At 64.1% G+C, this 14,373-nt stretch carries 13 protein-coding genes and 1 pseudogene; 7 read left to right on the top strand and 7 right to left on the bottom strand.

Annotation, left to right across the window (positions count from 1 at the left end; all coding sequences use genetic code 11):
• Positions 1-23: 23 nt before the first annotated feature.
• The 3 genes from AWC06_RS05955 (at position 24) to AWC06_RS05945 (ending at position 3,048) form a co-directional block, all read left to right on the top strand.
• Positions 24-791, top strand: a complete 768-nt coding sequence (locus AWC06_RS05955) for an alpha/beta fold hydrolase (protein ID WP_085195349.1) — start codon at positions 24-26, stop codon at positions 789-791.
• Between the two features lie 11 nt (positions 792-802).
• The gene (locus tag AWC06_RS05950; RefSeq protein WP_085195347.1) at positions 803-1,192 is read left to right on the top strand and encodes a PPOX class F420-dependent oxidoreductase; all 390 of its coding nucleotides are present in this window, start codon (positions 803-805) and stop codon (positions 1,190-1,192) included.
• 212 nt (positions 1,193-1,404) lie between these two features.
• Entirely contained in the window at positions 1,405-3,048 is a 1,644-nt protein-coding gene (locus AWC06_RS05945) for an alkaline phosphatase family protein (protein WP_085195345.1), read from the top strand.
• Between the two features lie 6 nt (positions 3,049-3,054).
• Here the strand turns inward: AWC06_RS05945 and AWC06_RS05940 are convergent, their stop codons facing one another.
• The 3 genes from AWC06_RS05940 to AWC06_RS05930 all read right to left on the bottom strand — a co-directional run bounded on the left by AWC06_RS05940 (position 3,055) and on the right by AWC06_RS05930 (position 5,867).
• The gene (locus tag AWC06_RS05940; RefSeq protein WP_085195441.1) at positions 3,055-4,275 is read right to left on the bottom strand and encodes a cytochrome P450; all 1,221 of its coding nucleotides are present in this window, start codon (positions 4,273-4,275) and stop codon (positions 3,055-3,057) included.
• A 25-nt stretch (positions 4,276-4,300) separates the two neighbouring features.
• Positions 4,301-5,323 (bottom strand): LLM class F420-dependent oxidoreductase, encoded by a 1,023-nt coding sequence (locus tag AWC06_RS05935; protein WP_085195343.1) that lies wholly within the window; start codon positions 5,321-5,323, stop codon positions 4,301-4,303.
• Between the two features lie 85 nt (positions 5,324-5,408).
• A complete protein-coding gene (locus AWC06_RS05930; protein ID WP_085195342.1) occupies positions 5,409-5,867 on the bottom strand; it encodes a pyridoxamine 5'-phosphate oxidase family protein in 459 nt (152 codons plus the stop codon).
• Between the two features lie 107 nt (positions 5,868-5,974).
• On the opposite strand from AWC06_RS05930, the gene AWC06_RS05925 reads away from it, so the two are divergent.
• Positions 5,975-7,471 carry an acyl-CoA carboxylase subunit beta gene (locus AWC06_RS05925; RefSeq protein ID WP_085195340.1) on the top strand — a complete coding sequence of 499 codons (1,497 nt, stop codon included), beginning with the start codon at positions 5,975-5,977 and terminating at the stop codon, positions 7,469-7,471.
• A gap of 22 nt (positions 7,472-7,493) precedes the next feature.
• Here AWC06_RS05925 and AWC06_RS05920 read toward each other — a convergent pair.
• The 4 genes and pseudogenes from AWC06_RS05920 to AWC06_RS05905 form a co-directional block, all read right to left on the bottom strand.
• Positions 7,494-8,329: pseudogene (locus AWC06_RS05920) on the bottom strand (SDR family oxidoreductase).
• Between the two features lie 5 nt (positions 8,330-8,334).
• Positions 8,335-9,381: a TIGR03857 family LLM class F420-dependent oxidoreductase gene (locus tag AWC06_RS05915; RefSeq protein WP_085195338.1), complete on the bottom strand. Its 1,047-nt coding sequence runs from the start codon at positions 9,379-9,381 to the stop codon at positions 8,335-8,337.
• Complete coding sequence (locus tag AWC06_RS05910; RefSeq protein ID WP_085195336.1) at positions 9,378-10,505, bottom strand: alpha/beta hydrolase family protein; 1,128 nt, start codon at positions 10,503-10,505, stop codon at positions 9,378-9,380. The genes AWC06_RS05915 and AWC06_RS05910 overlap by 4 nt, the downstream gene beginning before the upstream one ends.
• 30 nt (positions 10,506-10,535) lie before the next feature.
• Positions 10,536-10,979: a nuclear transport factor 2 family protein gene (locus tag AWC06_RS05905; RefSeq protein WP_085195334.1), complete on the bottom strand. Its 444-nt coding sequence runs from the start codon at positions 10,977-10,979 to the stop codon at positions 10,536-10,538.
• Positions 10,980-11,057: 78 nt separating this feature from the next.
• Here AWC06_RS05905 and AWC06_RS05900 point away from each other — a divergent pair, with 78 nt between their 5' ends.
• From AWC06_RS05900 to AWC06_RS05890, 3 genes are read left to right on the top strand one after another with little or no spacing between them, the layout of a single operon-like run.
• Positions 11,058-12,050, top strand: a complete 993-nt coding sequence (locus AWC06_RS05900) for a Rieske 2Fe-2S domain-containing protein (protein ID WP_085195439.1) — start codon at positions 11,058-11,060, stop codon at positions 12,048-12,050.
• Complete coding sequence (locus tag AWC06_RS05895) at positions 12,047-12,664, top strand: cysteine hydrolase family protein (RefSeq protein WP_085195332.1); 618 nt, start codon at positions 12,047-12,049, stop codon at positions 12,662-12,664. Before AWC06_RS05900 ends, AWC06_RS05895 begins: the two co-directional genes overlap by 4 nt.
• Positions 12,661-14,313, top strand: a complete 1,653-nt coding sequence (locus AWC06_RS05890) for an acyl-CoA synthetase (protein WP_085195330.1) — start codon at positions 12,661-12,663, stop codon at positions 14,311-14,313. The genes AWC06_RS05895 and AWC06_RS05890 overlap by 4 nt, the downstream gene beginning before the upstream one ends.
• Positions 14,314-14,373: the final 60 nt, after the last annotated feature.

The raw sequence follows: 14,373 nt of genomic DNA, 5'->3' as shown, positions 1-14,373 counted from the left end.
AGGGTTTTAGGTGGAGGACAAGCGTGGAATCACCTGCTCTGGTTCTCGTCCACGGCGGTGAACACTCGGCGGATTGCTGGGACCTCACCGTGGAAGAACTACATCGGCAGGCCCCGGATCTGCGGGTCCTGGCGGTGGACATGCCCGGCCACGGCGCCACGCCCGGGGACCTGACCACGGTCACCATTGCCGACTGCGTGCGATCCGCCGTAACGCAGATCGAGGGCGCGGGGTTCGACGAGATGATCGTCGTCGGCCACTCGCTCGCCGGGATAGCGGTGCCCGGGATCGTGGCCAAATTGGGGTCCGCGCGCGTGCGGGAGATGATATTGGCGGCGTCATGCCTGCTGGCACAAGGAACGGCGATCGTCGACGCACTCGCTGGGCCGTTGGCATGGTATGTGCGTCGAGCGGTCCGGCTGAGGAAACCTCCCGAGACGACGCCGAATGTGATCAGCGCCATGCTGTTTTGCAACGGCATGAACCGCGCGCAGCGCCGATTCACGTTGTCCCGGATGCACCCCGAGGCCGCGACGATCATCACCGAACTGGTCGATCGCAGCGACTTGCCGGAGGAGGTTCCACGGACCTGGATCCTGACGCTGCGCGATCACGCGCTTTTCCGGCGCACACAGCTTCGCAGCATTGCCGCTCTCGGCGGCGTGCAGACGCTCATCCCAGTCGACACCTGCCACGATCTGATGATCAGCGAACCCTGCCTGCTGGCGCAGATCCTCATCGAGCGCTGCCGGCTGAGGTCAACCCCGCCTCGCAATCGGACCTCGACATAGGGAGTGCTGAAATGACCGAGCAAATTCCACTGAACCCGCAACAGCTCGACGCAGAGAAAGTCGTTCTGCTTCAGACCCGCAAACGCGACGGCAGCTGGGTGGACACTCCGGTCAACATTGCAGTAGAGGGAGACCGTGCCTACTTCCGCACCCCCGGACGAGCGTCGAAGAACAAGCGGCTGCGCAACTTCCCCGAGGTCCGGGTCCGGCCCTGCACATGGTCCGGCAAGCCAACCGAGGGCCCGGTTATGACGGCGCGCGCCCGGCTGCTGTCCGGCGAGGAGTCGAAGGCGGCGGGGCGGCTGATCGACAGCAAGTACCCGCTGTTACAGCGGCTTCTGGTCCGGCTTGCGCACAAGATCATGCGCACACCTACTCTGCACTACGAGCTGAGCCGTTAGCACGACGATTACGTTGTGGCACAACAACGATCGGCTGCGCAGTCGACTTGACTGCTTTAGCAGATGACTTCTGGCGCCAACACATCACGAAAGTCACTAAACGGCAACTGCTGAGTGTCAATTCACACAACAATCTGGGTGGATCGCGTGTCATGGGTCACCATCGACGGAGCAAACGCGTAAAGCGCGTCAACCGCAAAGGTGATTGCTTGATGCTCAGTCGTTTTCGCCGTGTGGCGAGTGCGGTCGGGGCACTCGTCCTGTTGGCCATTCCACCGGACACCGCGCCCGCGTCGGGAGCAGCCGTTGAGAGCCCGAACCTGCTGCTCAACCCTGGCGCCGAGTTCGGCGACCCGTCACTGTCGGGATACAGTTCGGTAACCATCCCGGGCTGGGCCGTCACCGGCACACCGACCGTGATCAAGTACGGCACCCCGCGCCGTCCGTCGTGGCCGCTCGGGTCGCCGCCCCCAACTCTGCCTGCGCCCTTCGCGTTTCCGCGCTCTCAGAACGGGCCCCCGGACGGCGGCGTACAGTTCTTTGGCGGTGGAAATGTGGCCTCAGCCACGCTCACCCAAATCGTCGACCTGTCCAGTCCGCAGGCGGCGGCCCAGATCGACAGCGGCACTGTGCCCTACAGGCTGAGCGGATGGCTCGGAGGCTTCAACACAGATCCGTCCGAAGCGTCGGTCACCGTCAACTTCTTGGCCGCGGACCACCAATCACCACTGGGCACCGGCAAGATCGGCCCGGTCACTCTGCTCGATCGCCGGTTGAGGACTGTGCTCCTCGAACGTCAGACCATCGCGACGATTCCGGCGGGCACCCGCAGCGCACAAGTGGTCGTGACCCTCAAAGACCGCAACACGGAAATCGGGAACTACAACAACGCCTATGCCGACAACATCTCGTTCACCGTCGGCCTACCACTGCCTGCCCCACCGCCACCCACACCACCGCAGTCGATAATCGGCCGCCTCAGGCACGTGTTCATGATCTATCTCGAGAACCATGGCGTGAAAGACATCGTCGGCAGCCCCAACGCGCCCTACATCAACGGCCTGATCGACAACTACGGGTACGGGTCGAACTACTACGCCCAAACCCACCCCAGTCTTCCGAACTACTACCCGATCCTCGGCGGATCGGACTTCGGCGTCAACTACAACTGCCAGCTGGACTGCTTCGACAAACACAACCTGGCCGACAACATCGAGGGAGCGGGTATGGGGTGGGCCGCCTACGAACAATCCATGCCCTCACCATGTTTCACGCAGTCCTCGGGTCCCTACACCCCCGGCGAGCTACCATTTCTAGCCTTCCACGACATCGTCTCCAACACCGCTCGCTGCCAGGCACACGTGCTGCCGCTGCAGCGGATGGCCACGGATCTCGCCTCCATCTCCACCACCCCGAACTACGTCTGGTGGGCTGCGGACGAAGATCACAACATGGAAGGCCCGATCAACCTCGAGTTCATAATCAGTCTGCTCACCAATCATCAATACAACATCAAGGCCGGCGACCAGTTCCTCTCGGAAACACTGCCCACGATCCTGAACTCGCCCGCATTCCAAACGGAGCCCAGTGCCGTCTTCATCACGTGGGACGAGGACTACAACAACATCTCACTGGGCATCGGCAACGAAGGCAACCACGTCCCCATGATCGTGATCCCGTCACCGAACTCCGGCATGCGCCAAGGCCACATCGTCGCCGTGAACTACAACAACCACTACAGCCTGCTGCGCACCATCGAGGACGCCCTCGGACTTTCCCGACTCACTAACAACGACAAATTCGCCCAACCAATGAACGAATACTGGCCGTGCCCTTCGCCCTGCCCTCCAGCGTAAGAAAACTCAGCGGCATGAGTATCGAACCGGCAGGTGTTTCAGGCCGCCGACGAATGTCGTTGCGGTGAACTGCGGCTCACCGGTCAGTTCAATGGATTTCAGCCGAGGCAGCAACTCGCTGAAGAAGCTGTTGACCTCCATGCGTGCCAGCGCGGCGCCCAGGCAGAAATGCACGCCGTACCCGAATGCCAGATGCTTGTTGGGATCCCGGCCGACGTCGAAGCGGAATGGATCCTCGAACACGTCCTCGTCGCGGTTGGCCGACACATAGGACAACAGCACCGACTCCCCCGCAGCGATCGGCACCCCGTGCACCATGGTGTCCTCCGCGGCGGTGCGCATGAACGCCTTGACCGGAGTGGCCCAGCGGATCATCTCCTCGGTGGCCAGCGGCACCAATCCTGGATCTTTGCGCAGCCGCTCAAGCTGGTCCGGGTTTTCGATCAGAGCGTGCAGGCCCCCGGAGATTGTCGCGCTCGTGGTGTCATGCCCGGCCGCAGCGACGATGAGGTAGTACGACACGGTGTCGATGTCCGACAACGGCTCGCCGTTGATGCGCGCATTGGCGATCGCCGAGGCCAAGTCTTCGGTTGGATGTTCGCGCCGCGACGCGGTCACCGCGCTGAAATACTGGAACATGTCGAGCAGCACCGCGGTTTGGTCCTCGGTGGTGGTGCCTCGCTTGAACTCAGCATCGTCGCTGCCGAACAACTCCTGGGTGAGCCTGAGCATGCGCGGGAAATCCGCCTCCGGGACACCCAACAGCGACATGATCACGTAGAGCGGGAGGTTGACCGCGACCTCCTGCACAAAGTCGCACTCGGGGCCGGCGGCCACCATCTTGTCGACATAGATTTTGGCCAGTTCATCGACGCGTGCCTTCAATGCCCGCATCGCCTTGGGGCGGAACCAGTCCGCGCCGATCGCCCGCACCTCCCGGTGCTGCGGGTCATCCATGTGGATCAGAGTGCGTACCCCCGTGGCGGCTTGCAGGTCGTCACCTTCGGCGGTCGTCAGGACCGGACGCGGCCAGTTGGTGAACAGCATGTTCTCGCGTTCGATATCCATGATGTCGACGTGCTTGGTGATTGCCCAAAAGGGCCGATAATTCGGAACCTCGACCCAGGACACCGGCGCGTTGGCGCGCAAATGAGCCAGTGCCGCATGCAACTTCGGCTCGTCGATATACGCCAGCGGATCGGCAAGGACCTTGGCGGCGTCGTCCATCGTCGGCGTGCTCATCGGCGGCTCCTTACTGGCGCAACTCTTGCATTACGGCGGTGACGGTGGCCTTGGAAGCGGTCGCAAAGCCCGGCAGCACGCGGTCCACAACGCTGTCGCAACGGCTTCGCAGAGCGGCTGCGACTTTGTCGACCGGCGCGACAACGGCGAAAGCCTCGAGCATCTCGTCATCGATCAGCGTGCCCATTGTGTCCCATGCGCCCTCAAGCGAGAGGCGGTGCAGTTCTGTTTGCAATTCGCCCCAACCGTGCAGCTCGAGTACCCGGCGATAAGCGGGCGTCGATCCGTAGAAGGCGATCTGCTTGCGGGTGGCGGCAGCGGCGGCTTCGAATTCAGCGTCCGTGTCACCGGTCACGACGAACATCGGGAAGGACAGCTGGAACTCGCGCCGATCCCGACCGGAGCGCTGCAAGCCGCGCAGCAGGGCTGGCATGGTCACGTCCTCGAGATAACGCTTCGTTGTGAACGCGTGGCCGAGCATGCCGTCGGCGACCTCGCCGCACATCTCGGTCATCGCTTCGCCCACCGCGGCGATGAAGATCTTCGGCGCGGAAAACGGCTGCGGCTCAGGCGCGAACATCGGCGTCATGAGCTTGTGCGTATAGAACTCGCCCTCGAAGTGCAGCCTGGCACCGTCATTCCACGCCGACCAGATCGCATGCAGCGCCAGCACGAATTCGCGCATGCGACGAACCGGATGACTCCATGGCATGCTGAATCGTTTTTCGATGTGCGGCTTGATTTGGGTGCCGAGTCCGAGGATGAACCGCCCCTGCGAGTAGGTCTGCAGGTCCCACCCAATGTTGGCGACTGTCATCGGGTTACGGGCGAATGCCACTGCGATGCTGGTGCCGAGCTCGATTTTCGACGTGTGCTCGGCGGCCAGTGCCAGCGGCAGGAACGGATCATGGTTGGTCTCTGCTGACCAGCATCCGTCGTAGCCCTGTTGCTCGAGATCGGCGGCCAGCGCGGGGACGCGGGCAAGGTCGCTGAAGATCCCCCCGTCGATCTTGAGGCCGCGCCCGGGCGTCATACTCGAGAAGTTACAGTAAGCTATTCGGTAGGGTCAATGCCGACGGCCGCGCAACGGCAAAAGCGCTGCGACATCAGCTACTTCGCTATGACTGCTTCATCGCGATGCGGGCGTTGTCCCATGTCAGAATTCGACCCTCGGGCACGAAGCGCAAAAATACCTGTTTCGCGTAGTAGGCCTGGGTCGCCGCGGGCAGGTTTGCGACGGGTGGGCGAAACGCCGCGTACTTCGCGTTGACGGTGGCCTCGATTCGGGAAGTGGCCGCGGTATCCTCGACGACCTCGACACGTCCGGTGAAGTGGACCCCGCGCAACTCGGACCAGCGTTCTCCCGATTCCACCAGGAACGATGCCCGGGGATCGTGCCGGATCCGGGCGATCTTCTTGGTGCCGGCCGGCGTCATCATCGCGATACTGCGATCTTCGACCACAAACCACACGGGTAACGCGATCGGCATTCCGTCTCGTCGCAGGGTGGTGAAAATCCCGGTATGCGCCGATTCGACTACTTCCCACGCCTCGTCCACCGTCAACCGGATTGTCATCGCAGCGCTCCATCCTCCGTTGGTGGCATGGCCGGTGGCCGCGCACCTCTCGCAGAGGCTACAGTAAGCACTTCGGTACCTGTCGGCCGACGAGTGAGGACCTGCGGATGACAAAGTCCCCCGACTGGGAGGAGACGCTCGACGACCTCGGCCGTCGCCGCCAGCACACGTGGGCGATGGGCGGTCCCGAACGGCTTGCCAAACACCGCGGCAAGGGCAAACTCGACGCCCGGGCGCGGATCAACCGGCTCCTCGACCCGGGCACGTTCCGCGAACTCGGCACGCTCGTCGGTGGCGAGATCGCGGCCGACGGGATCGTCGTCGGCTCGGGTGTGGTCAACGGCTCGCCGGTGATGGTGGGCGCCGAGGATTTCACCACGATGGCCGGCAGCATCGGGCCCGGGGGCAACTCCAAGCGCTACCGCATCGCGGAACTGGCGCTACGCGACAAAATTCCGCTGGTGATGCTGTTGGAAGGCGCCGGCTTTCGTCCCACCGGCGGTCACTACGGACGCACCCCGACCGACCTGCTCGCCCAGACGCGGTGCTCAGGCAGGGTTCCGACCGTCTCCGCGGTGCTCGGCCCGTCCGCGGGACACGGCGCATTGGTGGCTCCGGTGTGTGACTTTCGGATCATGAGCGCGCAGGGCGCGATCTTCACCGCCGGACCTCCCGTCGTCAAAGAGTCCACCGGAGAAGATATTTCGAAGGAGGACCTCGGCGGACCGGACGTCGCTTTGCCCAGCGGGGTGATTCACAACGTCGCCGAAGATGACGAGGCCGTGCTGGAAGACATTCGCCGCTACCTGTCGTACTTCCCGCCGAGCGCCTGGTCCTACCCCTCGCAGCTGCCCGCGGACGAAACGAGCGGAGCACGGCCCACGCCCGAGTTGCTCGACATCGTCTCCCGGGACAACCGGCGCATCTATGACATGCGCGCGGTGCTCGACGTGATCTTCGATCGGCCGGATTGGTTCGAGGTTCAGCCGCAGTTCGGCAAGGCGATCATCTGCGCGCTGGCCCATCTGGGTGGTCATCCGGTAGCGGTGGTGGCCAATCAACCCCAGGTGCTGGCCGGCTCGATCGACGCCGATGCCGCCGACAAGGCGGCGCACTTCATCATGGTGGCCGACTCGTTTCACCTGCCGATCGTCTTCCTCGCCGACAACCCCGGCATGCTGCCGGGCAGCCGGTCCGAGCGCGAGGGCGTGCTGCGGGCCGGCGCGCGGATGTTCGCCGCCCAGACCGCGGCGACCACCTTGAAGCTGCACCTCACGCTGCGCAAGGCCTACGGGTTCGGCTCGATGGTCATGTCACTGTTGGGGTTCGACGACCAGGTGGCGACTTTCGCCTATCCCGGCGCGACGATGGGTGCCATGAGCGCGGCGGCGCTGAGCCGCGCGTCGCACGCGGGCGAAGACTTGTCCGCCAAGCTGCGAAATGCGGAGCTGCAGGCGTCGTACCGGTCGGCCGAACACATGGGTTTCGACGAATTGATCGACCCTCGCGAGACGCGTGATGCGCTGCTTGCTTCCCTCAAGCGAGGTATCCACAGCCGACAAGCCGCCGCAGAACCGGTGAGCCGCACCGTCATCGTGCCGTAACGAGCTGGCGCGTGCAGACGGGTCAGTAGACGTAGTCCTCGCCGCTCGCCCGCACCGTGATGTCGCTGATGTTGATTCCCCAGGGCTGGTCGATGACGTGCACCACCGCGTCGGCCAGGTCATCGGGGTGATCAGCCAGTACTCCATCGAGTCGACGTCGGTCTGCTCGGATCGAAGGGCCCCGTTCTGCAAGTTGCCGACGTTCTCCAAGAACTGAGCGGCTTTGTGCCCGACGATGCCGACGGCCGCCGCTTCGTTGACGACTCCGCTGGCGAGATTGGTCCCCAGGACACCGGTCGGCTTGACCGTGGTCACCTTGATCCTGCCCTGGGCCTCGACCCGCAACGAATCGGAGAGCACGTCCACCGCCGCCTTGGTGGCGCTGTAGACGCCGGAGCCCTCGGTTCCGGCGTTGCCGTAGATGGACGAAATGTTGACGACGTGGCCTCGGCCCTGCTCGATCATCGTGTCGTAGACGGCCGATATGCCGTTCACGACGCCTTTGATGTTGATGTCGATCGCATTGTGCCATCTCTCCCAGGCGCGTTCGTGGTCGGCGAAGAACGCCAGCGGCATCACACCTGCGTTGTTCACAATCACGTCGATGGCGCCGTAAGTGTCGACGGCGTGTCGGGCCGCGGCCTTGACCTGGACCATGTCGGCGACGTCTGCGACATGCGTGGTGGCTTGGAAACCCGCGGCCCAGATACCCTCGAAAACCTCGTTCAGGCCTTCGGCGTTGACGTCCACACCGACGACCCGCGCGCCACCGGCGGCGCACTTTTCCGAAATCAGCTTGCCGAAGCCGCTGGCTGCGCCGGTCACGATGATGACCTTGTCCTGCAAGTACTGCGACATAGCTCTCATGGTTGCACGGCGCGGTACGCGGCGACGACGGGTTGCAGTTCGTCGGGCGTTGCGCCGTGCATGATCACCGCGTCGGCGCCGTAGTCGAACTCCCTGCGAATGCGTTCCACGCACTGCTGCGCTGACCCGGTGGCCGACGGTTCCAGCCATTCGTCTGGAATCAATCCAGCGATGTGCTCGATCTGCTCGGCCGTGGCCTTGTGGTCGATTCCGCCGGGAATCGAGGTCACCACGGGGTCGTCCCGGAATCGTTGCAGCACAGCGGGATCCCAACCATTCGTCCGCACCATCAAATCGCCGTAACCCTGAAGGTAGGTGGCCAGCCGGGCGACGGTCTTCTTCAGCCGCAAAGGCTCGGGAAGGTGGTCGCCGACCGTCGCAAAGCACGACCACACCCGCACCGTGTCCGGATCACGGCCAGCCTGCTCCGCGGCCTCTTTGACGGTCTTGACGCAGCGCTGCAACGTCTCCGGGGTGAAGTAGGTATGAAGGATGACGTCGTCGAAAACGCGTCCTCCGAGCGCAAGCGACTTGGGCCCGAACGCCACCAATGCCAGTCGGATGTCCTCATTGAAGTCCGGATCGAGGAACAGCACCGGGTACTTGCCCATCGGGCCGTCGTGGTTGAAGATCACCTCGCCGTGCCACAAACGGCGCATGACCTGGGCCCAATCCTCCATCTGCGCGGTCATTACCGCCGGAATGCCGAACGCGCTGTAGATGGGGCCGATGCCGCGGCCGATGCCCAGCGTGAACCGGCCACCGGAGAGGCGATGCATCGTGGTCGCCCACGATCCGATGATCAGCGGATGACGGGTGTTGTGATTGGTTGCGGCGGTGGCGATCTGCATGCGGCTGGTCACCGCGCACGCGGCGCCGACGAGAGACGACGCCTCCTTGACGTTCCAGCGTTCGGAAACGAATGCGGTGCCGAAACCCAACTCCTCCCCGCGGCGGGCCTCATCCATCAAGGATGCCGGACCTTCCCCGCCGGCGCCCGCCAACAAGTAGTAGCCCAATTCGTCAAGGATCCGATCGGTCAAGTCGCAACTCCTTCACCGGTGGCCACTTCGCGCAGGAATCGCTCGGAGATCGCCTGCACGCGCCGGGAGAAGATGTGACCGACGTGGCTGCCGTCGTACCAATAGAACTGACCGCCCCACCGCCGCTGCAACGCGAGGGCCGGCTCGCGCATCGCCATCCGGTCGTGCCACGCTCCGACGATCAGCCGGCGATGCCGCGGCGGCGCCGGCTCGACGCTCAGCGGATCGATCACCGATGTCAGCAGCGCCACCTCCGGCGATCCCAACAGCTGCCGGAAGCCATCACGCGACGATCCCCAGCGCGCCAAGTGGCGCGCGATCATCGCGTTGAGGCCCAGGATCGGGGTGAACAGTGCGACGGCGTCGATCCGCTTCTCGAAGTGTGAAACCAGTGCCGCCACCGCGCTGCCCATCGAAACCCCGGAGACCACAACGGCACTCGCCTGCCGCTGCACCCATTGCACGACGGCGCGAATCTCTGATACCGCGCGCATCATGCCTGCGACATTGATCAGCGGATCCGTATCCGGATAAGGCGGCCACTGGCCGCGCCGGCTGCCGTGACCGGGCTGGACCGGCACAGCAACGTTGAAGCCCAGCCTGCGCTGCAGCCGCCCGGCGCGAGACACCAACAGGTCCTCCGGGCGGCCCTGACCGGCGCCGTGCACCCAGATCAGCCAGGGCCGTGGCCCGTCGCGATGCCGGCACAGGTGCACCACCGCGGTCGCCGGGCCGCCCAGCCCCGCAGCTTCCAGCGTGCGGGGCAGCGCGGGATCGTGTTCGAACGTCAAGCGCTCGTACGCCAGTGTGCCGATACGACGGCGCCGGATCGTGCTCACCCGCAATGGGTCTGGGGCGGCGTGTGCCCGGTCAATGCCCAACGTCGACAGCTCCTCGGCCGCAGCGGCGCATGCGCTCAGTGGCCGTACCTGTTCCGACAAACCGCCACTCAAGAGCGAAAAGCCAGCCAGCACAAGCTCGTCGAGCATGACCTCGCCGAATTGTCGCACTCCGCGAGGCGACGCCGCGGCCCAGCCCGTCGATTCGGTGAGGCCGGCCACCGTTCGCGGCACCACCAGGCTCAGCTCGCGGGTGATGTCGACCGCACGCGTCGTCAACGACATGGGTATTCCAGCGCGATGAGGTGCGCGCGATCAGTCCTCGTCACCACCGGTCACCCTCACGATGGTTCGGGTCAGATGCAACGTCTTGATCCGCCAAGTGCCGTCTTGCTTCTCGTACGTCTCGTGGTAATGACCGGCGCCGTGTAATTCGCGGCCGTCGCCGAAGATGATCCAGTCTTCCATCGCCCAGATACCGGAAGCGCTGGTAGCCGAGGTGAGCGTGAGCTCCGGGGTATGGCAGTGATGCATGGTGGCCGCGTCCTGCAGGCCGGCCAGCACCCTCGGAACGAAGTTGTCCACGCCCTCGACAGGCGGGGCCGTCATCGGGTCGGCACCGCGGGTCGAGGCCGCCATGTCCAACGTGACCACCACGTCGGTGCTGAACAGGCTGCGCCAGCCCTCGGCGTCCTTGGTATCGAGGAAACGGCAGTAGCGCGCCTTCAACTGCCGCAACGCTTCAAGCTCGTCGATCACCCTGCTATGCCTCCCTCGGCCCGAAATCTATACTGTAACGAATTTAGTATCAGCCCGATGAGTGTGGAAGGCGCCGCCGTGAAGGTCCCGTTCACGTGGAAGGTCACCGGATGGTTCATGATCGGCTGGTCGCCGGAGTTTCCGACCGGTGAGGTCCGCCCGCTCCGATACTTCGGCGAAGACCTGGTCGCCTACCGCGACGAATCCGGTGAGCTGCACGTACTGGAAGCGCACTGCAAACACCTGGGCGCACACATCGGGCACGGCGGCAAGGTGGTGGGCGACTGTGTGGAGTGCCCGTTTCACGGCTGGCGCTGGGGTCCCGATGGTAACAACAAATTCATTCCATATCAGCCGGACCGGCCCAACCGCGCGCTGACACTGCGCGTGTACCCGGTGCGGGAGCAGTATGAGTGTGTCTTCGTGTGGCACCAACCGGAGGGCAAGGAGCCGCAGTGGGACATGCCGGACATCTTCTACAAGTTCCCGCAGTTCGAAACCGATCCCGCGGCCTACTACCGGGCATACCCGGAGTTCTCCCGGCGGGTGGAACGCGAACCGGTGCACCCGCAGATTGTGGCGGAAAACGCCCCCGACAGTGCCCATTTCCAATACGTGCATCACGCCACAGTGACACCCAGGATGCTGGACTGGAAAATCGTGGACCACGAATGGCAATTCGTCGCGGGCTTTCCGGATGCAAGCAGCGACGACCCCGACGAGATGGCCTTGCGGTTCCACAGTCACTTGTTCGGGCTCGGTGGGGCGATCAGCGCCTTCGAAGGCATGCAGAACCATCGGCTGATATTCACTTGCACGCCCGTCGACGACGAGTGTTCCGACCTGTTCTACTCGATCTGGTGGCCGCGAATCCCCGGCGACGACTCCGAGGTGCCGCCGGACGCGCTGCGCGAGCGTATCGAACAGCAATTCCTGTCGACCGTCTGGGACGACCTGGAGATCTGGCGCTACCAGCGCTACGTTGAGCGTCCACCCCTGGCCAAGCAGGATGCGAAACCGTATATGACGCTGCGCAAATGGGCGACTCAGTTCTACGACGTGCCGGCATGACAGCACTCAAAGAACTCACTGCGCCAGGGCACACCGCGATCGTCACTCAGGAGTGTCAGGGCGCCGTCGTCGGACCACATGCCGGGTTGGCGGTACTCGCTGAGGAAGCACGCCGCGTCGCAGTACCCAACATCGCGAGGTTGCTGCCGGCGGCCCGGGCAGCCGGCGTGCGCGTCGTGCACTGCTTGGTGCACCGACGGCCCGACGGGCTCGGCGCCAATCACAACGCCAAGATCTTCGCGATCGGCCGCGGCGAAGTGGACATCGTTCCCGGCACACCCGGAGCGGCGCTGCTACCCGAATTAGGTCCTGAACCAAACGATCTGGTCTTGACCCGAGGGCATGGCGTCGGGCCGATGGGCGGCACCGATCTCGACGCCGTCCTGCGCAACCTCGGTGTGTCGACCATCGTCGCGGTCGGTGTGTCCCTGAATGTTGCGATTCCCAACCTGGTCATGGACGCCGTCAACGCCGCATATCGCGTCGTCGTGCCACGCGATGCCGTGGCTGGTGTGCCCGCCGAGTACGGTTCCGCGGTGATCGACAATACGCTGTCGCTGCTGGCGACCATCACCACAACCGACGAGCTGCTCGCGCTATGGAAGGATCCATGACGGACACCACAACCCAATTCACCGTACCCGCCGTCGCAGCGGCGGTCGCGTCGGCGATCGGCGACCGCGAGCTGGTTATCCACGGCGAGCGCCGCTACACCTACGCGCAAATCATCGAGCGGTCCAACAGGCTTGCGGCGTATTTGCATTCGCGCGGGCTGGGATGCCATACCGAGCGATCCGCTCTGGCCGGCCACGAGGTGGGACAGGATCTCATCGGCATCTACGCCTACAACGGAAACGAATTCGTCGAGTCGCTGCTCGGCGCCTTCCGCGCTCGGGTGGCCCCCTTCAACGTCAACTTCCGGTATGTCAAAAGCGAGCTGCAGTACCTGCTCGCCGATGCCGATGCGAGCGCGCTGATCTATCACGCCGCATTCGCGCCGCGAGTAGCCGAAGTCTTGCCGAACCTGCCAAAGCTGCGTGTGCTCATCCAAATCGCCGACGAATCAGGCAATGACCTGGTTTACGGCGCCGTGGATTACAACAGCATCATCGAATCCGGTTCGCCTGTGCCTCCACCGGTTCAAAACTCACCCGACGACTTGTACGTCCTATACACCGGCGGCACGACGGGAATGCCGAAGGGTGTGTTGTGGCGCCAGCACGACATCTTCATGACGTCGTTCGGCGGGCGAAACCTCGTGACCGGAGAGACGGTCGATTCCATCGAGCAGATCGTCGCACCGATCACCGCAGGCCCCGGCACCAAATTGCTGATTCTGCCGCCGCTAATCCACGGCGCCGCCCAATGGAGCGCCATGACGGCAATCACGACCGGGCAGACGCTCGTCTTCCCTTCGGTCGTCGACCATTTGGACGCCGACGACGTGGTACGCACCATCGAAAGGGAAAAGGTAACGGTCGTTACGGTTGTCGGTGACGCGATGGCCCGGCCACTGCTCGCCGCCATCGAGCGGGGCATCGCCGACTTGTCGTCGTTGGCGGTGGTCGCCAATGGCGGCGCACTGTTGACGCCCTATGTCAAAGAGCGGTTGATCGAGGCACTGCCCAACGCCATGGTCATCGACGGCGTCGGCTCCTCGGAGACGGGTGCACAGATGAGTCATCTGTCGACACCGGGCGCGGTCTCAACCGGTACTTTCAATGCCGGACCGGATACCTTCGTGGCCGCGGAGGATCTCGGCTCGATCCTGCAACCGGGTCACGACGGCATCGGCTGGCTCGCGCAGCGCGGATACGTTCCGCTCGGCTACAAGGGCGACGCCGCCAAGACTGCCGCGACGTTCCCGGTGATCGACGGTGTGCGCTACGCGATTCCGGGCGACCGCGCCCGCCACCGCGCCGACGGGTCCATCGAACTACTGGGCCGTGACTCGGTGACAATCAATTCCGGCGGCGAGAAGATCTTCGCCGAGGAGGTCGAAACGGCGATCGCATCGCACCCGGCGGTGGCCGATGTGGTGGTTGCCGGACGACCGAGCGAGCGGTGGGGTCAGGAGGTCGTCGCCGTCGTCGCGCTCACCGACGGCGCGCATGCGGATGCCGAAGAGTTGATCGCCCACGCCGCGCAATCGCTCGCTCGCTACAAACTTCCCAAGGCGATCGCCTTCCGTGCCGCGATCGAACGCAGCCCGTCGGGCAAGGCCGATTACCGCTGGGCGCGTGAGCAGGCAGTCAACGGCTAAGACTGTGATGTAGGCTACTGTAATATTTACAGTACGATTATGTAGCCGAGCCGGAGCGCA

It is taken from the genome of Mycobacterium fragae (genome assembly GCF_002102185.1).
GTDB lineage: Bacteria > Actinomycetota > Actinomycetes > Mycobacteriales > Mycobacteriaceae > Mycobacterium > Mycobacterium fragae.
The sequence above is the reverse complement of the archived record's forward strand: the minus strand, read 5'-3'. Positions and strand labels throughout refer to the sequence as shown.

Excerpts from the sequence above, each read along its gene's own strand:
- AWC06_RS05950 (WP_085195347.1), top strand. The coding sequence starts at position 803 with ATGACCGAGCAAATTCCACTGAACCCGCAACAGCTCGACGCAGAGAAA.
- AWC06_RS05945 (WP_085195345.1), top strand. The coding sequence starts at position 1,405 with ATGCTCAGTCGTTTTCGCCGTGTGGCGAGTGCGGTCGGGGCACTCGTC.
- AWC06_RS05940 (WP_085195441.1), bottom strand. The coding sequence starts at position 4,275 with ATGGACGACGCCGCCAAGGTCCTTGCCGATCCGCTGGCGTATATCGAC.
- AWC06_RS05935 (WP_085195343.1), bottom strand. The coding sequence starts at position 5,323 with ATGACGCCCGGGCGCGGCCTCAAGATCGACGGGGGGATCTTCAGCGAC.
- AWC06_RS05930 (WP_085195342.1), bottom strand. The coding sequence starts at position 5,867 with ATGACAATCCGGTTGACGGTGGACGAGGCGTGGGAAGTAGTCGAATCG.
- AWC06_RS05925 (WP_085195340.1), top strand. The coding sequence starts at position 5,975 with ATGACAAAGTCCCCCGACTGGGAGGAGACGCTCGACGACCTCGGCCGT.
- AWC06_RS05910 (WP_085195336.1), bottom strand. The coding sequence starts at position 10,505 with ATGTCGTTGACGACGCGTGCGGTCGACATCACCCGCGAGCTGAGCCTG.
- AWC06_RS05895 (WP_085195332.1), top strand. The coding sequence starts at position 12,047 with ATGACAGCACTCAAAGAACTCACTGCGCCAGGGCACACCGCGATCGTC.
- AWC06_RS05890 (WP_085195330.1), top strand. The coding sequence starts at position 12,661 with ATGACGGACACCACAACCCAATTCACCGTACCCGCCGTCGCAGCGGCG.